The sequence below is a fragment of the Novosphingobium guangzhouense genome (assembly GCF_002896965.1).
GTDB classification, from domain to species: Bacteria; Pseudomonadota; Alphaproteobacteria; order Sphingomonadales; family Sphingomonadaceae; genus Novosphingobium; species Novosphingobium guangzhouense.
The window spans coordinates 1-19079 of the sequence record NZ_LYMM01000069.1; the positions used below are offsets into that span (position 1 = coordinate 1).

Genomic DNA, 19079 nt, shown 5'->3' on the forward strand with positions numbered 1-19079 from the left:
CGCCACGGCCGCCGCCGTTACCGCCGCGCTGTCCGCCGCCGCCCTGGCGACGCTCGCCCTGCGGCTGCTCCACCTTGCGCGAAGGGGCAGGCAGGCGGGCGGCCAGCTGCATGAAGTTTTCGGGGAGCGGCAGGGGCTCCAGCTTCACGCGGGTCAGGCGCTCGATATCGCGGATGTAGGGCTTTTCGTCCGGCGCGATGTAGCTGATCGCCACGCCGTCCGCGCCTGCGCGTGCGGTGCGACCGATGCGGTGGACGTACTGTTCGGCGACGTTCGGAATCTCGAAGTTATAAACGTGCGAAACGCCTGAAACGTCGATGCCGCGCGCGGCGATGTCGGTGGCGACGAGGATGCGCACGGTGCCCTGGCGGAAGCCGCCAAGCGCGGCGGTGCGCTGGGCCTGACTCTTGTTGCCGTGGATCGCGGCGGCCGGGATACCGGCGGCGACGAGGTGGCGCACCACGCGGTCGGCGCCGTGCTTGGTGCGGGTGAACACCAGAGCGCGGTCGATGGCGCCGTGGGTGGCGTTTTCGGCGGCGTCAGGGGCAAGGCCCGCGCGCAGGCTGATCGTCAGCAGAGCCTGCTTTTCAGCCTGGTTGATGTGCGTGGCGTACTGTTCGACGCGCTCGGCAGTGGTCGACTGCGGGGCGACTTCGACCTTTACCGGATCGTTGATGAACTGGCGGCCAAGGTCTGCGATCGCCTGCGGCATGGTCGCCGAGAAGAACAGGCTCTGGCGCGATTTGGGCAGCAGTGCGGCGACGCGCTTGAGCGGCACGATGAAGCCCAGGTCCATCATCTGGTCGGCTTCGTCGAGAACGAAGATTTCCACATGCCGGAGCGTCAACGCGCGCTGGTCGATAAGGTCGAGCAGGCGGCCGGGGGTGGCGACGAGGATGTCGGTGCCACGCTCAAGCGCACGCGCCTGCTTGCCGGCGGGCACGCCGCCGAACACGCACTGCACGGTAAGGTTCAGGAACTTCGCGTAACCGCGCATGTTCTCTGCGATCTGCGCGGCAAGTTCACGCGTGGGCGAAAGCACCAGCATGCGGCAGCCAGCGTTTTGGCGCGGCTTGGGATCGTTGGCGAGGCGGTGCAGCGAAGGCAGCGAAAACGCGGCGGTCTTGCCGGTGCCGGTCTGCGCGATGCCCAGAAGGTCACGGCCTTCGAGCAGCGAGGGGATCGCCTTGCGCTGGATCGGCGAGGGATCGGTATAGCCCTTGGCGGTCAGAGCACGGAGAATCGGCTCGGCGAGGCCAAGTTCGGAGAAATAGGACATGCGTCACTTTCAAAAGTGCGGGGCGCGCATGGCTTTTGAGAAAGGCGCGCGCACGGCAAGGTGTCGTTCGTGGCGACCCTGCGTGAGGAAGGAAGCTTGGTGATTGCAACCGCAAGTCCGGGCCGGTCTTGGCATGGTGCCGCGACCTCACGCTGCTCTCGGATTGCGGCGGGGTGGGCCCCGCGCGCCGGTTGCTGGGGCGCTACTTAATGTGAGTTACGGCAAAGCGCAAGAAAATTGCGGATAACCGCGGATCGTGGCCTAGCCCTCTGCGCCCCATTGCAGCGTATGCGGGTCGCCAAGGGTCACAAGCCGGCGAAGCGACGCGCGGGCCAGCCGCTCTGTCTCGACCTTGCGCCGCGCGGCGGCAAGCTGTCGCAGCGGCGCGGGCCGCAGGATTTCCGCGTCATAGCCATCGGCCACGATTACCCCGCAGCTATCGGGGAGGAACGCCTCGCCCTCCAGCGGGGTGCGGTCAAGCAGCGGTGACAGGCCCCAGTAGAACCGGTCGCAATAGTCCAGATAGTCGGTCCATTTGCCATCGCCCAGAAGGTCTGCGCGGCCCACCTTGATCTCCACGATCACGATATGCCCCTTGGCGTCGATGCCCATAAGATCGGCCCGCCGCCCGCAGCGCAGCGGCATTTCCGGCATGCACCAGACGCCATTACGCGCAAACAGACGGGAAATCCCCCGTGCGACGTCAGCTGCGGTCTGCGAGACTGCAGCGCGTGAAGAGGGCAACGAATCGGCATCGATCATGTGAAGTATAATAAGAACATAAAGTGAACTTGCAAGGCTTCGCACTTTGATGGAATTTGGCGCTGGAAACCCCTGTCGCCGTCTGCTAACCGCGCTGGCACTGCACCCGTAGCTCAGCTGGATAGAGCGCTGCCCTCCGAAGGCAGAGGCCACAGGTTCGAATCCTGTCGGGTGCACCATACAATCACTGGTTTTGGATCGCCTGCGGGCAGGTCGCACGGAAGACCGGGGTTGCAATGTGCCGGTGGGTGCTTTGGCGAACACCGCAAGCCGCGTCATCCAGCATCGTTAAGAGATAACCGGCTCACCGCAGCTGAGGTCCTGTCCACCGTTAACGTATATTAACACATGGATCGGGTTGCTGCCGGGAAACGTTCGTTGAGATAGTATCAGCAAGTCGTGAGCCCACACATTGTCGAATGTACAGCGCGCCCATTTCTGGGGCATCAAGGCCGCACAGGCCGGTATTCCGATTTCCAGCAACCCTTATGCAAGTCCGCAGCAACGCGCCGCGTGGGAGGCGGGCTATCTTCATGATCCCTTTTCAGGCGATCGGCGGCAAGTGCGCCCCAACTGATCGCGCGCTCGGCTACTTCAGCCTGAGCGGCAATCCTGCGGCGACGAACTGCACTTCGTCGACCATCGCGGCGACCGTCTGATTAAGACGTCCCGCCTCGTCCCGAAAGCGCCGGGCGAGGGCATTTTCAGGCACGATACCCAGGCCCACTTCGTTTGAGACTAGGGCGAGCGGGATCGGGCAACGGCGAATCGCTTCGCACAGCGCCGCAGCCGGACCGTCCAGCGACATGTCGGCCAGCATCAGGTTCGACACCCACAGCGTCAGGCAATCTACCAGAATCGCGTCCGCATCGCGCGCGGCTTTGGCGATAGCGGCGGCAAGGTCCTGCGGTTCTTCCAGCGTAGTCCAGCGCGGGCCGCGATCCTCCCGATGACGCACGATGCGATCGGTCATTTCGGCATCGAAGGCCTGCCCGGTGGCGATATAGCACAGGCGGCCGGGGACTTCCTCGATCCGTGCCTGCGCGTGGCGGCTCTTGCCCGAACGCGCGCCGCCCAGCACCAGAAGGCTGCTCATCATCCTGTTACTCCGGGTTTGAGGGCGCTGAGTGCCAGCAACCCGTCGATATCCAGATGCCGCTCCATCGCGTCTGCCAACGTGTCGAGCGCGGCATCGACACGGGCGTCATTGTCGAACCCGTCAGAATGCGCGCCGATCCGTTCAAGCAGTGCGCCACGCAGGCCCGGCCGGGTGAACAGGCCGTGGCAGTAGGTGCCGAAAGTGCGCCCGTCCCGCCCGATCGCGCCGTCCGCGCGGCCGCTGGAAAGCTGCGCGAAGGGGCGGGCCGCATCCGGCCCCCCGGTCACGCCCATGTGCATTTCGTATCCGGTGAACCCGGCGCCCATCGCATTGCCCTCCACCTGCTGCAGTGTCTTGCGGTCAGCCAGCACGGTCGTCACATCAAGCAGGCCAAGGCCAGCGACTTCACCCGGCGGCCCTTCGATGCCCAGCGGGTCGGCGATGGTGCGGCCCAGCATCTGATAGCCGCCGCAGATGCCCAGCACGGCACCACCGCGCCGGTGATGGGCGAGCACGTCGATGTCCCAGCCCTGCGCGCGCAGGAATGCCATGTCGGCGATGGTCGCCTTGGAGCCGGGCAGGACGATCAGCCCCGCCTCTGCCGGGATCGGCGTACCCGGCGCAATCATGGCGACTTCCACCCTGCTTTCCTGCCGCAGCGGATCCAGATCGTCGAAATTGGCGATGCGTGGCAGGATCGGGCAGGCGACCAGCAGCTTGCCCGGCCTTGCACCCAGCCCGCGCTCAAGGATCACCGCGTCTTCGCTGGGCAGTTGCGCCACGGCGGGCTCCCAGGGCAGCACGCCGAAGCCGCGCCAGCCGGAAAGGCGCTCTATCGCCTGATAACCGTCGGTGAACAGCGCGGGATCGCCCCGGAACTTGTTGATGATGAAGCCGTGGATCATCGCCGCATCTTCGGGATCGATGACTGTGCGGGTGCCGACGACGGCGGCGATCACGCCGCCCCGGTCGATATCGCCCGCCAGCACCACCGGCACTCCGGCAGCGCGGGCAAAGCCCATGTTGGCGATGTCGCCGCTGCGCAGGTTGATCTCGGCCGGGGAGCCGGCGCCCTCGACGATGACAAGGTCGCAGCGCGCCTCAAGCCGGTGGTAGCTTTCCAGCACTTCGCCCAGCAGCGGTCGGCGCGCCTCGCGGAAGTTGGATGCGCCCAGCGTGCCGCGCACCTTGCCGTGGACGATCAGCTGCGATGTCCGGTCGGCCTGGGGCTTCAGCAGTACCGGGTTCATATCGACATGCAGCGGCGCGCGCGCGGCAACGGCCTGCAACGCCTGCGCGCGGCCGATTTCTCCGCCCTCGGGGGTGACCGCGGCGTTGTTGGACATGTTCTGCGGCTTGAACGGCAACACGCGAAGGCCACGGTTGGCAGCGGCGCGGCACAGCCCTGCGACCAGTACCGACTTGCCCACGTCGGACCCGGTTCCCTGCAACATCAGACCAGCCATGCGGCCCCCATAGCGATGATTCCCAGAATAAGGCAGGCGCGGCGATAGATGGAGAGCGCGCTTGAAAGGTGGCGCGGTGCCGCATCGGCGCCGTCGCCGATCCACGGCTTGTCGGCAAGCACGCCGTCGTAGGCGATCGGTCCGGCAAGGCGCACCCCCAGAGCGCCCGCCATCGCCGCTTCGGGCCAGCCCGCGTTGGGGGAGGCGTGGCGGGCATGATCGCGGGCCATGATGCGCCAGCCTCCCGAAGCGGCAAGGCACAGCAGCACACCGGCAAGGCGCGCCGGGATCAGCATGACCAGATCGTCAAGCCGGGCGGCGGCCCAGCCATATGGTCCGTAGGGTTCCTCGCGGTGGCCGATCATGCTGTCGGCGGTGTTGATCGCCTTGAGCATCCACGCGCCGGGAAGGCCCAGCACCAGCAGCCAGAACAGTGGCGCGACGACGCCGTCGCAGAAGCTTTCGGCAAGGCTTTCGATGGCGGCGCGGGCGGTGGCGGGCGCATCCAGCCGCTGAGTATCGCGGCCCACGATCATCCCCACGGTGCGCCGCGCTTCGGGCAGGTCGCCATCGAGCAGCGCGTTGCGGATCGGGCGGACGTGATCGTCAAGGCTGCGCGCGGCGATCGCGGGCCAGGCCAGCAGGGCAAGGATCGGCCAGGCCCATGATCCCGCCGTGGCGCGGACTGTAGCTTCGATGGCGAAGGTGACGCCGCCGGTCACGATAACGAGCAGTCCGGTGGCGATTGCCCCGGCCATGCGGCGCTGCGCGGGGGAGCGGTCAGAGCGGTTCAGGTGGCGCTCGCAGGTGCGGATCAGGCGGGCGAACAGGCCGACAGGATGGCCGGTGATCGCATGGAGCCGCGCGGGCCAGCCAACCGCGCCCTCTATCGCCAGCGCGGCGGCGGCGATCGGCTCAATCATGGGCCAAGGCCCGGTCCAGTCGCTCCAGCGCGGCGGGGGCGGCGGGTACGCCAAGGCGCAGCGTGTCGGGGCGCTGCGCGAAGGGACGGGTCAGGATTCGGGCACCGGCCAGTCGCTCGAAAAGCTTGGCCGCGTCCACGCCCGAAAGGTAGCGGAACAGCGAACAGACCCCTTGCGGCGCAAGGCCGTGGCGCTGCAACACGGCGTCGAGCGCGGCGGCGCGCAGGGGCAGTTCGGCGCGGGTGCGCTCTATCCATGCGGTGTCTGTATAAGCGGCGCGGCCCAGTTCGAGCGCGGCCGTGTGGAGCGGCCAGCTGCCGATAAGCGCCCGCAGGCGGCGCAGCAGGTACGGCGGCGCGATCACGAAGCCCAGTCGCAGCCCCGCCAGTCCGAAGAACTTGCCGAACGATCGCAGCACGATCAGACGGCGCCCCTCTGCGACATGGGCGGCGACGCTGGTTTGCGGGTGGCAATCGGCGAAAGCCTCGTCGACTATCAGCCAGCCGCCCTCGGCCGCGATCATGTCGTGCCAGTTGATCACCGCTTCGCACCCACGCAGCAGGCCGTCGGGGTTGTTGGGATTGGCAAGGACCACCGCCTCTGCCCCTTCGGTCGGCGCGGCGAAGGCGATGGTGCGGGACCGGGCGAAACCCTCGGCATGGGTGCGGTAGGCGGGGACCAGTGCGCGGCCGGGCAGGGCCAGCATGTCCGCAAGCAGGCGCAGTGCGGTCTCGCTGCCGGGGACGGCGCAGACGTGGCGCGGGTCGGCGCCGAAATGATGCGCGGCGGCGTGTTCAAGGGCGCTCAGCGCTTCGGGATCGGGCAGGGCGTGCCAGTCGACGTGCAGATCCTGTGGCGGGCTCCACGGCGCGGGGTTGAGTCCGGTGGACAGGTCCAGCCATTGCGCCGGTTCGCCGCCGTAAAGGCGCGCGGCTTCGGCAAGGCGGCCGCCGTGGTGAAGCAGGTCCGGGGTCATGGCAGCAGCACCAGCGCAAGCAGCAGTGCGGTCTCCACCAGCTCTATCCCTGCGCCGTGGCCATCGCCCGATATGCCGCCCAGCTTCGCGCGCAGCCACCAGCCCCATAGGGGAGCGGCAAGGAACAGCGCCAGCAGCGCGGGCGCGAACAGCGCGGCGGCAAGGATCGCGGCGATGCTCCAGGCGATCAGGTGCAGGCGGCCGACCCCTTCACGAAAACGCGAGCCGAGGCCGGTGTGCAGCGGGGGCAGGAACCGCGTCCAGCCGATCGGGGCGATGCGGGCCAGCACCGGAACCAGCACCAGCGCAGGCAGTTGCGCGGGAAGCAGGGCGTGAAGCAGCACCAGCTTGGCGAACAGCTGCAGGGCGATGGCGACGACGGCGAAACTGCCGACATGCGGGTCGGCCATGACGGCGGACAGGCGCGCACGGTCGCCATGGGCCGCGCCCGCGCCATCGGCCACGTCGCCCAGCCCATCAAGATGCAGCGCGCCGGTGATCGCCACCCAGCCAACCAGTCCGGCGAGCGCGCCCAGCCAGGGATCGCGCGCAGCGAGAGCCCACCAGGGCAGCGCCACGGCTGCCCCCACCACCAGCCCGGCCACCGGGAACCAGCGCATCGCCCGCGCAAAGTCCCCCGCGTCGGCCTTTACCGGCGGCAGCGGCAGCCGGGTGAGGAATTGCAGCGCAAGGATCAGCCCTTTCACGGCGCCCTCCCTTTCACGACGTCAATCCGGTGATCTGCGCCGCCGCGACATGGCCCGCATCCCCCACACCGACCGGCTGCGGCCAGATGCGCAAGGAGAGGACGCTGCCGTAAGGCAGGTCGAAGGCCCAGACCTGCGTATGTTCCATGTGGAACAGTACCGCGATCGCCGCGCGCATGGTGCCGCCGTGGGTGATGACCAGCGAAGGTTCGCGCAGGCGCCCAAGCGCGCGCCAGACGCGTTCGCGCAGGGTGCTCCAGCGTTCGCCGTTGGGTGGTGCGTTCAGGTCGGGATCGTCCCAGAACCGGGCGTACTGATCCGGATCGACCTCGTCCGGGGTGCGCCCGGTCCAGTCCCCGAAATCGAGTTCGCGCCAGTCCGTATCGACGGCGTGCTTCAGCCCACGCGCCGCCGCGATCTCGGCAGCGGGGACGAGCGTGCGGCACAAGTCGGACGACACCACCCGATCGAAGGCAAGGCCCTGCGCGCGGGCGACGCACAAGGCGCTGGAGGCAGCCAGCGCAGGCTCGTCCCGGTGGCCCAGCAGCAGTCCCTGCCGTCGCGGCGCGCCGTGGCGCATCAGGTGGACCGCTATGCCGGTCATGCTGTGGCAGAACCCCTGTTGCTGACGGCCGCTTCATCGAATGTGGCCATGCCGTTGTGGGTGGCCAGTGCGCCGCGCACGATCGGGACGGCAAGCGCCGCGCCGGTCCCTTCGCCCAGCCGCAGGCCAAGGTGCAACAGCGGCTCCAGTTCCAGCGCGTTCAACAGCCGGGCATGACCCGCTTCTGCCGAACAGTGCGCGGCGATGCAGTGATCGGTAAAGCGCGGACTTTCGCGCTGCAGCGGCAGGATCGCGGCAGAGGCGATGAACCCGTCCAGCAGCACCGGCACCCGCGCCAGCCGCGCGGCAAGGATCGCGCCCGCCATCGCCGCGATCTCGCGCCCGCCAAGCAGGCGCAGCGTTTCGAAGGCATCGGTGGCCGCCCCGGAATGCAGCGCGACGGCAGCCTCTACTGCCGCCGCCTTGCGCGACAGGCCATGGTCGTCGATCCCGGTGCCGCGTCCTATCCAGTCTTCAGCGGGGCCGCCCAGAACGGCGGCGCAAAGCGCGGCAGCAGGCGTGGTGTTGCCGATGCCCATTTCGCCAACCAGCAGCAGCCGGGTATCGCCATCAAGCGCGGCCGCGCCCCGGTTCAGGGCATCGAGGCAGTCCTCCACACTCATCGCCGCTTCACGGGTGATGTCGCCGGTCGGCCGGTCAAGGTCGAGCGCCACAACGGAAAGCCGGGCGCCGCACGCCGCGGTCAGGGCATTGATCGCAGCGCCGCCCGCCTGAAAGTTGGCGACCATCTGCCCGGTGACTTCGGGTGGATAGGCGCTGACGCCCTGCGCGGTGACGCCGTGGTTGCCCGCGAAGACAACCGCCTGCACCGGGTCCGCCGTTGGCCTTTCGCATTGCTGCCAGCCGGCCATGAAGACCGCGATCTCTTCCAGCCGCCCAAGCGCGCCGGTCGGCTTGGTCAGCCGGGCCTGCCGGTTCAGTGCGGCGGTGCGGCTGGCTTCGTCGGCTGCGGGCAGGGCGGCAAGGGCGGCTGCGAATGCGGCGGGATCGGCGAAACGGGTCATGTGCAGACGTAGCCTTCCGGGGGTGTGCGGGTGATGAAGTGGCCCTTCACGCCTTGCGGCCATTCCTTGAAGGGGACGCGGCCATGCTCGCTCTCGGCATGGCGGGCCGCATATTCGAGGATAGCGCGGGCGGCGTCCTCATCCGGCGTGAAATCACCCAGCACATAGCCGACCTTGCCGGGCGCGCGGATGTGGACGGTGCAGTGGCGGCTGCAGGCGAACAGGCAGGGCATGGCCTGAATCTGCACGCCCTGCAGTTCGGGGGCGGCGGCCTGCACGTTGCGCATCGCGGCTTCGAGCAAGGCGCCGCCGCGCTGGCCGCTATCGTCATCGCGCATGTCGGCGCTGTGGCGGCAGGTGTTGCATACGACCACCGAGGGGCCGGGGGGAACGGGGGTCAGCATGATGGTGTCACCTTCGTGATCAGGCCCACCGCCTCCTGCATCCACACGTGCAGCATGGCAGGAGAGGTGGGCCGTAGTGGCATCAGAACCGGCTGCGTACGCCGATGTAGACCGTCCGTCCCAGCGCGGAATAGCCCGCCGCCGTTTCGTAAGTCTTGTCGGTAAGATTCTCGACGCGGCCTTGCAGCAAGAGGTTCTCCATGATCCGCACTTGCGCGCGAAGATCGATCAGCCAGTAGTCGTCAAGCTTCGCGGAGCCGGTGGCGGCATTGAAGGTCTTGCCCGAATAGCGCGCAGCCACGCTTGCGCGAAGCCCCTGCGGCAGATCGATGCCCGCTTCGGCATTGGCCATGTGGCGCGGCACGCGCTGCAGCTGGCGGCCGTAAGTGGAGGCGCCTTCGGTGCGATCTTCGGCGCGGGTCCAGCTGTAGTTGCCCTGCGCGAACAGCACGCCCAGCTTTGCCGATGCGGCAAGTTCAAGCCCGCTCGCCTTCGCGGTCTTCACGTTGGCGTAATAGCCGAAGCGGCTGGTTTCGGTGCCGGGGATATAGCAGGCGGCGGGCAGCGTGCCACTCGTCGGGCAATAGGCGAAGTCGATCAGGTTGTCCGTATCGCGCTGGAACCACGTGGCGGAAAGGCGCAGCGCCTCGCCGAAGTTCTGCTCCGCGCCCACTTCCCAGCCCTTCGCCTTCTGCGCAGCGAGCCCGGCGGTGCCGTAAGTGCTGTACATCTGGTAGAGCGAGGGCGCCTTGAAACCCTCGTCATAGCTGGCGCGAAGGACGGTGGCGCCATCGTTGGGGGTATAGGCCGCGCCTGCGCTCCACACGGTCTGGCCGCCGAAGCGCGACTGGTGATCGTAACGCGCCCCGCCGTCCAGGGTCAGGCCCCGGACCGGGCTGAGGCGCAGTTCGGCATAGAGGCTGTCCATGTCCACCGAATAGGGCGTCAGCGTATAGGGCGCGGCTGAGTTTGAGGGCGATGCGGTGGTCATCCGCTGCTCCTCGCGCTCGGCCCCGAACACGGCCTGGACCGCGTCGCTGAAGGTGTAAGTGCCCTGATATTCGTAACGGCGCAGACGGCCGTGTGCATCGAAGGTGATCGTGCGGATCGATCGGGTGGGGTCGAAGTTTTCGCGATCGGTGACGTTCTGCAGCACAGCCACGCGGGTCACCAGCTTGCCGTCCAGCAGGGCGAAATTGACGCCCGCATAGCCCGACCATTCCGTGGTCTTGCCATAGGCAAGGGTGTCGCCCGAAGTGCCGTCGAAATCGTTCGTGCCGTCCGCCCAGTAGCCGCGCAGGTCAAGGCTGACGCCGGGGGCCACGCGCACCGTTACGGTGCCGCTGGCGGCGCTTCGCTGGAAGCCGTCGTCCTCTGTCCCGCTGGAACGGGCGGAAATGCCGTCGGTGGTAAAGCGCGATGCGGAAAGGCGCCAGTCGATCAGGTCGGATGTGCCGCCCACCCCGGCGCGGGCGGATACGGTGTCATGGCTGCCCGCCTCGATCGCGAAGCTGCCTTCCAGCGGCTCGGTCGGGCGGCGGGTGCGCACGTTGACGACGCCGCCGGTCGCATCGCTGCCCCACAGGATCGATTGCGGCCCGCGCAGGATCTCGATGCGGTCGACATCGTCAAGCAGCAGGTTGGAAAAGCCATAGCCCCCTGCCGTGGCCGAGGGGTCGGACAGGCGCATGCCATCGATCACCATGACCGTCTCGCCCGCATCGGCACCGCGGATGCGCAGCGACGTCGTGGTGCCGTAGCCGCCATTGCGTGACATGCTTACGCCCGGCGTGCGCAGCAAGGCATCGGTCAGCGCGATGGGTTGCAGGGCGACGATCGCGGGCTCGTCAAGCACGGTGACGGTGGCGGAGACGCGCTCTACAGCGATGGGGGTACGCAGTGCGCTTACAAGGATGTTGTCGGCCTGCTGTGTGTCACGCTGGGTGTCGCTTGGTGCCGTTGTGGTAGCGTTAGGTGCGGTTGTGTCGGCCAGCGCCGGAGAGGCCGAAAAGAGCAGCGCGACTGTGGCTGCGGTGGAATTAAGATACTGTTTCAATTGCATTCCTTCGTGCAGGCGGCAGTGCCTTGGCGGCTGGTGAAGGAATTTTCGGACAGCGGGCGCAGCCGGGCAGCGCGACGCCTTCCGCAAGCCCCCTCAGGCTGCCGAAGCGATGGCTGTCGTTGCGCGAGGAATGGCTTCCCCCGTTCGCCCGGCACACCCTGTCCGGTCGAAGAACGACGGCGACGGGCAGGTCTCCTGGCTCACGGGTCGTCGCCAGTTTCGGCCGCCTTCTCAGGGATTTACATCCCCAATGGCGTATGGCCGAACGGCTCTCCGCTTACAGTTGCAGGGGCAGCCGGGGCATTACACCCACGTTCCCTTTCAATCCCCTCGCGGGGGAACCTGTCGCGGCGCGGCAAGTATCGTGCGCCGGGGCGCGGTGCAAGAGGCCAATGCTTGCGCAGGCCTGCGCAAATCCATAGGTGCCAGGGACGATGGACACTTGCCGCCAAGACGATGCCGCCACATGCCCGGCGTTCCTGATCAGCGCCCCGTCCTCCGGGCAAGGAAAGACGCTGGTCACCGCCGCGCTTGCCCGCAGGCACCGTAATGCGGGCAGAAAAGTGCGTGTTTTCAAGGTTGGACCGGACTTCCTGGACCCTATGGTGCTGGAAGTCGCCAGCGGCGGACCGGTCCACCAGCTTGACCTGTTCATGTGTGGGGAAGCCCAGTGCCGCGCCCTGTTGCATGAAGCCGCATGCGAAGCTGACCTGATCCTCGTCGAAGGGGCAATGGGCCTGTTCGACGGTGATCCCAGCGCCGCCGACCTCGCCACCCGGTTCGGCCTGCCGGTTATGGCGGTGGTCGACGGATCGTCCATGGCGCAGACCTTTGGCGCCCTCGTCCACGGCCTTTCCACCTACCGACAGGGGCTGGAGGTTCGCGCCGTTATCGCCAACCGCGTTGGCAGCGCCCGGCATGCGCAACTGCTGGAGCAGGGTGTGGGCCCGGAGGTGCGCTGGCTGGGCGCATTTCCGCGCGAATCCGGCGTTTCACTGCCTGAACGCCACCTTGGTCTGGTGCAGGCGGGGGAGGTGTCAGACCTCGACGCGCGGCTGGACAACGCCGCCGATATGCTGCCCGACGCGGCGCTTTACCTTCCGCCGCCCGTCAGCTTTGCCCGCTGTGAAGCTCCGGAGGAGCCGGCCAACCTGAAAGGCCGTACCATCGCCATCGCTCGCGACGAGGCGTTCGCTTTCATTTATCGCGCCAACCTGAAATGGCTGGAAAATGCAGGCGCAAGGATAGAGTTCTTTTCCCCGTTGCGAGACCGGAACCTGCCCGCCTGCGATGCGCTGTGGCTACCGGGAGGCTACCCCGAGCTGCACCTGCGCGCGCTGGCCGACAACGGTGCGATCCTTGATGCGATCCGGGCCCATCACGCGGCGGGTAAGCCGATCCTGGCGGAATGCGGGGGCATGCTCTACGCCGGTGCATCGCTGGAGGACCGGCAGGGCCAATGCGCCGATCTGCTGGGGTTGTTTGATGGCCGGGCGGTGATGCAACCACGCTTCGCGGCGCTTGGCATGCAGCGGATCGATTTGCCGGGGGTAACCCTGCGTGGGCACACCTTCCACTATTCGCGGCTGGAAACCGCCATATCGCCGGCGGCGCGCGCCTTTACGCCGGATGGACGGGAAGGCGAGGCGCTCTATCGAGTGGGTTCACTCACGGCGAGCTACATGCACGGCTATTTCCCGTCCGCTCCGGCGGCGATGGCACGGATATTCGGTCAGGCCTCGACCAGCGATTGACCGTCTGCAGCGGGGCCGTTCGGTTCCTTGCGCAGTTCGTCCTTGGCCTCGACGATGCCGGGTTCGGGCACGCGGAAGAACTTCGCCGCCTCTGCCTTCTGGCCAAGGTTCTCGCTCGACGACAGGCTGATGAGCCAGGGAGAAAGGAAGAGGCCGACGATAATCGGCGAAAGCCAGATCGCGGTCGTGGTGTCGAGGAACGCGGTTGCCGTCAGCGCCGCACCCAGCAGCAGGTGTTCACGCAAGTCAGGCAGCACTTCGCGCACGGTGATCCGCCGGGCATCACGGGTCTGGGTGTTCCAGCCCGCCGAAATGCCCAGCAGGAGGCCCAGCAGCGCCTTCGTCTGCGTGACCATGGTGATGGGCGCCAGCAGCATCGCCAGCACCGTTTCCAGCGCTACGGAGCGAATGACTGCGGTTGCTCCGCCGAAGCTGCGGCGACGTTCGCCGTCCGCAAGCATCCAGATCAGGCCCATGATCTTCGGGCCGAACAGCAGCATCACCGTCAGCGCCAGCACGCTGGGCGGGGCAAGGGTGACGAAGCCACCGTCGCCGTGGGTCGCGACCTGCCCGATCATCGTCAGGATCAGCAGCAGCCAGCCCGGCGAAGTGAGATAGGCCGAGGCGCCGATCAGAAGGTGCAGGCGGCTGGCCCAGTGAAGGCCGGATGCACCGAGCAGCTGGAGGTGCTGCAAGTTGCCCTGCATCCAGCGGCGGTCGCGGATCGCCATGTCGATGATGGTGGGCGGAAATTCTTCATAGGAACCGCCGATCATGACCATGTGGACAGCCCAGCCACGGCGGCGCAGCAGGGCGGATTCGAGCATGTCATGACTGAGGATGTGACCGCCGAAAGGGGCCTTGCCGGGCAGTTCGGGAAGCCCGCAGGCCTCCGCGAAGGCACGCGTGCGCACGATGGCGTTATGGCCCCAGAAGTTCGCTTCCGAGCCCGACCACCACAGCAGGCCGGCGCTGGCGATGGGCCCGTAGGCCTCGCTTGCGAACTGCATCCAGCGCTGGAACAGGGTGCGCGCGTTGGTGATCATCGGCACCGTCTGGAGCAGGCCGATCGAAGGACGCTCCTCCATGATCGAGGCCATGCCGACGATCGTTTCGCCGCTCATCATGGAATCTGCGTCGAGGACCAGCATGTTCTCATAGGCGCCGCCAAAGCGCTTTACCCATTCGGCGATGTTGCCGGGCTTGCGCGCGATGTTCTTTTCGCGGCGGCGGTAGTAGATCTTGATCGGGGCGTGATCGGCCAGTTCGTGCCAGGCGGCCTCTTCACGCTTGCCGTGGAAGGGGTTGGAATCGCTGAGAATGAAGAAATCGATCCATGGTGCGCCGCCGGCCTCCGCGATGGAATAGGCCATGGCGCGCACGCGGGCGAAGACTTCCTCGACGCCTTCGTTGTACACCGGCATCAGCACCGCAGTCTTGTGACGCAGGCTGGATGCCGGGCTGGGCAGCGCGGTGAAGCCCGGATGCTCCCCGGTGATGAGCTTGAGGAAGCCCATCGTCGCGGTCACGAAGCCGAACGAAATCCAGCAGAACAGCGGTACGAAGAACACCAGAAGCGCTATTTCGACCCAATCGAGCCCGTCGCGCGACAGTTCCATGCGCACCGTGCTGGATGCGGCGAGGCCGATCACGGCGGTGAGGGCAAGCAGGAGCAGGCGTTTGACCAGCATGCCGTGCGGTGCGGTCAGCACTTCACGCGCGCCGGGCGGATTGCCCCACAGGTTCTGGATCGGCATCGCCATGGGCGATTCGGCCGGAAGCATCGGCGAATGGTTCATCGGCGTCGCATTCACGTTGTCGCACTCACGATTCTAGGGCCTTGATTACGGTTTCGCTGAGCGCGGAATCACCGCGCCGAAGGAAAAGGCGGAACTGGGGTTGGGACACGGCGGCAGAGCGCACGTCGATCATCGCCCGCCACAGCCCTTCCGAACGCGCAACCGGGTAGGCGACGGCCGAGACTATCGCCGCCTTGGGCAGATCGGTGTCGGCGGTCACTCCGCTATCGCGGTCAAGCCCGGCAAGGGATGGGCCGGAGAAGTCGAACACGAACTTGCGCACCCCCTGCAGTGGGGGGGAACCGGGGCTGCCGCCGGGCCCTTCGTAAAGATCGACGCAACGGGCCGCGCTATCGGCGCTCGGATCTTTCGACGTCCAGGTCAACCGATAGGCAACGTCGCGGCGCTGCCCTGCCTTTGCGGCGCGGTCGGACCGCCAGAACAGCGCGATATTGTCCAGCGTTTCGCTGTCGGTCGGCATTTCGTAAAGGCCCACCGCGCCCGGCCCCCAGTCTCCCTTGGGCTCTACCCAAAGTGAGGGGCGACGGTCGTAGAACACGCCGTCATCCTGATAATGATCGAACAGCTGGTCGCGCTGCAGCAGACCAAAGCCCTTGGGCGAATCCGCGCGCAGGGCATGAAGGCGCGCTGTGGAGGGGTTTTCCAGCGGCCGCCAGACACGTTCGCCATTACCTGCCCAGATCGCCAGCCCGTCCGAGTCGTGGATCTCGGGCCGCCAGTCCCCCCGCGCGCGAGCAGGGCTGGCCTGATCATACCAGAACATGCTGGACGCGGCGGCGAGGCCCAACTGCCTGACGTCCTTGCGCAGGAACAGGGCGGCGGTAACGTCCTGAGTCACGCCATCGGCCGTCTTGCGGCAGTCGAAGGCATAGGCCCCCGCAAGGCTTGGCCCGTCAAGCAGGGCATGAATGCGCAGGCTATCGGCGCCGGTCTGCTCGATCCAGAAATGGGTGAAGTCCGGGAACTCTTCCCCGGTAGGAAGCCCGGTGTCGATGGCAATGGCGCGGGCGGAAAGTCCGTACTGGTCACGATTGCCGGAGGACCGGAAGTAGCTAGCCCCCTGATACGCCAGCCAGTCGCTGCGGCCGGTGGCGTCCATGACGCGAAAGCCCACGGCGTCGGTGTTGTGCCCTCCCACGAAAAGGTCGCTGGTATCGACGATGGCGCGGGCTTGCCCGCCTTCGACGACGGAGATCGTCACAGGCTTGGGCGCTGTGCCGCGCACGGCGGGGAACAGCCGCACATTTCCCGCCACCATCGGAGCGTCGCCGTAAGTCAGCTTTCCGGCCGCGTCGTAGTCGGCAGCGGCGCGGGTGGATTCCGGGATCGCGACATAAGGCTGTCGGGCGAGCGCGCGCGCCTGCGAAACCAGTCGATCCCATGAAAACGGTTCAGGCGCCCCAAGGCGTCCGCCGGTCGCAGCCTTCACGCCGTCCGGGAGTGCCCCGGCCGCTGCAAGCGCCGCCATCAGCCCCATGGCCGTGCGGCGCGACATCTTCGCGTCGTCGTTAAGAATGCTGCTTGCCCTTGTTGCCTGCGGATTTCGCGTCAAATGCCCATACGCATGGACGCGGCAATTGTTTCAACCGGAACCTTTCACGGGCCTTACTTGCCGCCTCCGGCCGTCGCGTCCCGCCAACCGATGATCGCATGGTCGCCGGGCTTCAGGCCATTCGCGAAGACTTCCGTGCGCTTGCCGTCGCTGGCGCCGACCGTCACGTATACCCGACGGGGCTCGCCGCCATCCAGCACGAAGATCCTCTCGCGCCGGTGGGGCCCCCGCGCGCCGGGTTCGAATTCAAGCGCGGCGTTGGGGACGAGCAGGACGTTCTGCCGCTCGGGCAGTTCGATCTCCACTGTCGCCTTCATGCCGGGCCGCACCTGCGGGCCGGGCTTCTCGATGGTGAACACGGCCAGCGGCGGCGCAGACTGCGGCGGCGGGGACACCCGAAGCAGGGTAAGCGTCGCCGATTGCAGTGCATCGGGCACCGCGTCGAGGCGGATGTTGGCCAGCGTTCCGGCTTTGATCGGCTCTGCGCGGCGTGTGTCGAGCGGCACCTCAACCGTGAGCGGCTGGATACCTTGCGCTATTGTGAAGAGCGGCTGGTGGTCCCCGATCATCTGCCCCGGCTGGGCGTGGCGCATGGTCATCAGGCCAGAAAAGGGCGCGCGCACTTCGGCGCCGGCCTTGCGGCCTTCGTCTTCTTTCAGCTGGACTTGCGCGGCCGTCGCTTCTGCCTTCGCAGCTTCCACGGCAAGCGTCGCCTTGCGGGCCTCCGCGCGCGCGCGCTCGATCTCATTCAGCGACGGTGCCCGCCCGCCCGATCGGCGCCATACACCTTCGAAGCGGGCAAGCCGCGATGCCGTATCCATGGCGTCGACTTGCGCGGCATCAAGTGCGGCCTGCGCGGATGTCAGCCGCGATTGGCCTACTTCGACGGCGCCCTCGACTTCTCCTGCATCGATCACGGCCAGCAGTTCACCCTGCTTCACCTCGCCGTCGCTCTTGCCGGAAACCCAGCTGACTCGGCCGGGTAATGCGGAGAAGACCGTAACCTCCCCGGCCCCGCGAATCTGTCCGCGCTCCGAGATCAGCGGCGTCAGGTTTCCGCGTTCGATAGGGGCGGAATAATAGGGCGAATCATCGCCGCTCACGAAGCGCACGAAGAAAGCGAGCGCGCCAAGGGCGGCAAGCGCCAGCACCAGCAGGCTCAGCCAGTGTCGGAACACTCGCCGGGGCGCCGCGCCGAGCAGGGCGTCGAGCGGGGAATGCGTATCGTGTTCAGTCACAGCCGGCAGTTACCGTAATAGTGGGGCCATTGGCGGATGGATCGGGCGCGACAACGGGCGCAAGCCCTTCGCGTGCCCATGCCGCATTCTGGCCTGCCCAAAGATCAAGTGTTGCGGCCACGCGGCCCGCCCTCGCATCGACAAGCGCCAGTTCGACGGAGAGTGCGGCGGCTTCGGCGACATAGAGCGTAGAGAAATCGCCGGCACCTTCCCGATAGGCGATGCGGGCGTCGCGAACGGTCCGACGGGCGTCGCCAAGTGCCTGATTCAACCGCGCCTCGCGAAGCACGGCATCGGCAAGCACGGACCTGCGCGCATCGTCAGGCGCCGCAGTGGCAAGCGGATCGACTGCCGGATCGGGGATCGCCCCCGAGGAGCCAAGCTTGGAGGACAGGGCTGTGGGCTCATCTCCAACAAGGCGTGCCAGTTCGGCCATGGCCTGATCGAGCCGCCCCTGTGCGAACCCCAGCTCGCCTTGTGCCGTCTCGTCCTGCGAGCGCGCCAGCGACCCATCTATGGCCGGCACCAGCCCTGCTTCACGACGGAACTGCGCGACCTCGGCATTGTCCTTGTATTGCGCACGTAAAGTGCCGCGCAGTGCTACGTCCTGCTGCAAGCGCCTTACTTCGACATAGGCAAGAGCGATCCGGCGGGCCAGCTGCTCTCGTCGCGATGATACGCGATCGACCTTCTCGGTCCTGATCTGCGGATCGCTATTGACGCTCTTGTCCCCAAGCAAACGTCCCAGTCTTGCCCCGATCTGTTTTGCATCATGTTCCGTCTGGTAATCGTACTGGCGCAGCGCCGCGATACGACAGATGACTTCCGGGCTGGTGTCGAGCCCCTGCTGCACAAGGGTTGCCAGAACCGGGTCGCCCATCTCACGCCACCAGGCGGGGGTTTCGGCCGCGACGCTCGCCCCTGAAGCAGCTTCGGGAGGCGGTGCGCTCGCAACATTGCTCGTGGTGCTCGCACAGCCGGAGCATGCAAGCAGAAAGGTCATAAGCGCCGCAGCGCCTGGCCGCGCACGTGATTTCAACATTTTCGACACGTACATTCCGATAGCACCTGAGCCTCGCGAAGCAATCATGCTGCGATAGCGAACGCAGCAATGCCCAAGAAGTGGCAGTCGGTCTGCGTTATATCTGCTCAACACTCGGCATCACATGCGCTGGATCACCACAAGTGGCGTAGGAATCGGCGTTGTGCGGGGGGATGGTTGGCGTGTGACGAGGGGAGCTTGCGCGAAAATGGCGCAAAACGTGGATTTTTGAACAAAATGACGATTTTTTGAATTTATTGTTTGACCGAATCGCGGGTGGGTCTTAGAGGCCGCTTCACCGCAGCGAAGCACGCTTCTGCAGCGGTCGCCATTCACTGACGGGCACCATGCTCTCCGAGGTTAAAG

Annotated in this window: 17 protein-coding genes, 1 tRNA gene and 1 riboswitch; of the genes, 3 read left to right on the forward strand and 15 right to left on the reverse strand. The window is 66.8% G+C overall.

Annotated features, from left to right (window positions below; translation table 11 throughout):
* Positions 1 to 1279 (reverse strand): DEAD/DEAH box helicase (locus A8V01_RS22345; protein WP_103098482.1); only part of this gene is annotated, 1279 nt, incomplete at its 3' end.
* 261 nt (positions 1280 to 1540) lie between these two features.
* Positions 1541 to 2041 carry an MmcB family DNA repair protein gene (locus tag A8V01_RS22350; protein WP_103098483.1) on the reverse strand — a complete coding sequence of 167 codons (501 nt, stop codon included), beginning with the start codon at positions 2039 to 2041 and terminating at the stop codon, positions 1541 to 1543.
* A 102-nt stretch (positions 2042 to 2143) separates the two neighbouring features.
* Between A8V01_RS22350 and A8V01_RS22355 the strand changes: the two genes are divergently transcribed.
* Positions 2144 to 2220: transfer RNA gene (locus tag A8V01_RS22355), tRNA-Arg, on the forward strand.
* Positions 2221 to 2453: 233 nt separating this feature from the next.
* A complete protein-coding gene (locus tag A8V01_RS28775; RefSeq protein ID WP_170066032.1) occupies positions 2454 to 2618 on the forward strand; it encodes a ribosome modulation factor in 165 nt (54 codons plus the stop codon).
* Between the two features lie 12 nt (positions 2619 to 2630).
* Here the strand turns inward: A8V01_RS28775 and cobU are convergent, their stop codons facing one another.
* From cobU to A8V01_RS22400, 9 genes are all read right to left on the reverse strand, one after another.
* Positions 2631 to 3137 carry a bifunctional adenosylcobinamide kinase/adenosylcobinamide-phosphate guanylyltransferase gene (gene cobU / locus A8V01_RS22360; protein ID WP_103098484.1) on the reverse strand — a complete coding sequence of 169 codons (507 nt, stop codon included), beginning with the start codon at positions 3135 to 3137 and terminating at the stop codon, positions 2631 to 2633.
* Positions 3137 to 4606 carry a cobyric acid synthase gene (locus A8V01_RS22365; RefSeq protein ID WP_103098485.1) on the reverse strand — a complete coding sequence of 490 codons (1470 nt, stop codon included), beginning with the start codon at positions 4604 to 4606 and terminating at the stop codon, positions 3137 to 3139. The genes cobU and A8V01_RS22365 overlap by 1 nt, the downstream gene beginning before the upstream one ends.
* Positions 4594 to 5529 (reverse strand): adenosylcobinamide-phosphate synthase CbiB, encoded by a 936-nt coding sequence (cbiB, locus tag A8V01_RS22370; RefSeq protein ID WP_103098486.1) that lies wholly within the window; start codon positions 5527 to 5529, stop codon positions 4594 to 4596. The genes A8V01_RS22365 and cbiB overlap by 13 nt, the downstream gene beginning before the upstream one ends.
* Positions 5522 to 6505: a threonine-phosphate decarboxylase gene (locus A8V01_RS22375; RefSeq protein ID WP_103098487.1), complete on the reverse strand. Its 984-nt coding sequence runs from the start codon at positions 6503 to 6505 to the stop codon at positions 5522 to 5524. The genes cbiB and A8V01_RS22375 overlap by 8 nt, the downstream gene beginning before the upstream one ends.
* Entirely contained in the window at positions 6502 to 7212 is a 711-nt protein-coding gene (locus A8V01_RS22380; RefSeq protein ID WP_103098488.1) for an adenosylcobinamide-GDP ribazoletransferase, read from the reverse strand. The genes A8V01_RS22375 and A8V01_RS22380 overlap by 4 nt, the downstream gene beginning before the upstream one ends.
* Positions 7213 to 7225: 13 nt before the next feature.
* Entirely contained in the window at positions 7226 to 7816 is a 591-nt protein-coding gene (locus tag A8V01_RS22385) for a histidine phosphatase family protein (protein ID WP_103098489.1), read from the reverse strand.
* Positions 7813 to 8841 (reverse strand): nicotinate-nucleotide--dimethylbenzimidazole phosphoribosyltransferase, encoded by a 1029-nt coding sequence (gene cobT / locus A8V01_RS22390; protein WP_103098490.1) that lies wholly within the window; start codon positions 8839 to 8841, stop codon positions 7813 to 7815. The genes A8V01_RS22385 and cobT overlap by 4 nt, the downstream gene beginning before the upstream one ends.
* A complete protein-coding gene (locus A8V01_RS22395; RefSeq protein ID WP_103098495.1) occupies positions 8838 to 9245 on the reverse strand; it encodes a DUF1636 domain-containing protein in 408 nt (135 codons plus the stop codon). Before A8V01_RS22395 ends, cobT begins: the two co-directional genes overlap by 4 nt.
* Before the next feature lie 82 nt (positions 9246 to 9327).
* Positions 9328 to 11301: a TonB-dependent receptor plug domain-containing protein gene (locus tag A8V01_RS22400; protein ID WP_103098496.1), complete on the reverse strand. Its 1974-nt coding sequence runs from the start codon at positions 11299 to 11301 to the stop codon at positions 9328 to 9330.
* 174 nt (positions 11302 to 11475) lie between these two features.
* A riboswitch (cobalamin riboswitch) is annotated at positions 11476 to 11668 on the reverse strand.
* Positions 11669 to 11741: 73 nt separating this feature from the next.
* Between A8V01_RS22400 and A8V01_RS22405 the strand changes: the two genes are divergently transcribed.
* Positions 11742 to 13061, forward strand: a complete 1320-nt coding sequence (locus A8V01_RS22405; RefSeq protein WP_103098491.1) for a cobyrinic acid a,c-diamide synthase CobB — start codon at positions 11742 to 11744, stop codon at positions 13059 to 13061.
* On the opposite strand, the gene mdoH is transcribed toward A8V01_RS22405, so the two are convergent.
* The 4 genes from mdoH to A8V01_RS22425 form a co-directional block, all read right to left on the reverse strand.
* Entirely contained in the window at positions 13040 to 14860 is a 1821-nt protein-coding gene (gene mdoH / locus A8V01_RS22410) for a glucans biosynthesis glucosyltransferase MdoH (RefSeq protein ID WP_245892776.1), read from the reverse strand. The genes A8V01_RS22405 and mdoH overlap by 22 nt on opposite strands.
* A gap of 25 nt (positions 14861 to 14885) precedes the next feature.
* The gene (locus A8V01_RS22415; protein WP_103098493.1) at positions 14886 to 16376 is read right to left on the reverse strand and encodes an OpgD/OpgG family glucan biosynthesis protein; all 1491 of its coding nucleotides are present in this window, start codon (positions 16374 to 16376) and stop codon (positions 14886 to 14888) included.
* Between the two features lie 110 nt (positions 16377 to 16486).
* Positions 16487 to 17671 carry an efflux RND transporter periplasmic adaptor subunit gene (locus A8V01_RS22420; protein ID WP_103098494.1) on the reverse strand — a complete coding sequence of 395 codons (1185 nt, stop codon included), beginning with the start codon at positions 17669 to 17671 and terminating at the stop codon, positions 16487 to 16489.
* Positions 17664 to 18674 carry a TolC family protein gene (locus A8V01_RS22425; RefSeq protein ID WP_103098497.1) on the reverse strand — a complete coding sequence of 337 codons (1011 nt, stop codon included), beginning with the start codon at positions 18672 to 18674 and terminating at the stop codon, positions 17664 to 17666. Before A8V01_RS22425 ends, A8V01_RS22420 begins: the two co-directional genes overlap by 8 nt.
* Between the last annotated feature and the right edge of the window lie 405 nt (positions 18675 to 19079).

What these genes read in the sequence shown, in the direction of transcription:
- A8V01_RS22350 (WP_103098483.1), bottom strand. Translation starts at nt 2,041, where the DNA reads ATGATCGATGCCGATTCGTTGCCCTCTTCACGCGCTGCAGTCTCGCAG.
- cobU (WP_103098484.1), bottom strand. Translation starts at nt 3,137, where the DNA reads ATGAGCAGCCTTCTGGTGCTGGGCGGCGCGCGTTCGGGCAAGAGCCGC.
- A8V01_RS22365 (WP_103098485.1), bottom strand. Translation starts at nt 4,606, where the DNA reads ATGGCTGGTCTGATGTTGCAGGGAACCGGGTCCGACGTGGGCAAGTCG.
- cbiB (WP_103098486.1), bottom strand. Translation starts at nt 5,529, where the DNA reads ATGATTGAGCCGATCGCCGCCGCCGCGCTGGCGATAGAGGGCGCGGTT.
- A8V01_RS22375 (WP_103098487.1), bottom strand. Translation starts at nt 6,505, where the DNA reads ATGACCCCGGACCTGCTTCACCACGGCGGCCGCCTTGCCGAAGCCGCG.
- A8V01_RS22385 (WP_103098489.1), bottom strand. Translation starts at nt 7,816, where the DNA reads ATGACCGGCATAGCGGTCCACCTGATGCGCCACGGCGCGCCGCGACGG.
- cobT (WP_103098490.1), bottom strand. Translation starts at nt 8,841, where the DNA reads ATGACCCGTTTCGCCGATCCCGCCGCATTCGCAGCCGCCCTTGCCGCC.
- A8V01_RS22395 (WP_103098495.1), bottom strand. Translation starts at nt 9,245, where the DNA reads ATGCTGACCCCCGTTCCCCCCGGCCCCTCGGTGGTCGTATGCAACACC.
- A8V01_RS22405 (WP_103098491.1), top strand. Translation starts at nt 11,742, where the DNA reads ATGGACACTTGCCGCCAAGACGATGCCGCCACATGCCCGGCGTTCCTG.
- mdoH (WP_245892776.1), bottom strand. Translation starts at nt 14,860, where the DNA reads ATGAACCATTCGCCGATGCTTCCGGCCGAATCGCCCATGGCGATGCCG.
- A8V01_RS22415 (WP_103098493.1), bottom strand. Translation starts at nt 16,376, where the DNA reads ATGTCGCGCCGCACGGCCATGGGGCTGATGGCGGCGCTTGCAGCGGCC.
- A8V01_RS22425 (WP_103098497.1), bottom strand. Translation starts at nt 18,674, where the DNA reads ATGACCTTTCTGCTTGCATGCTCCGGCTGTGCGAGCACCACGAGCAAT.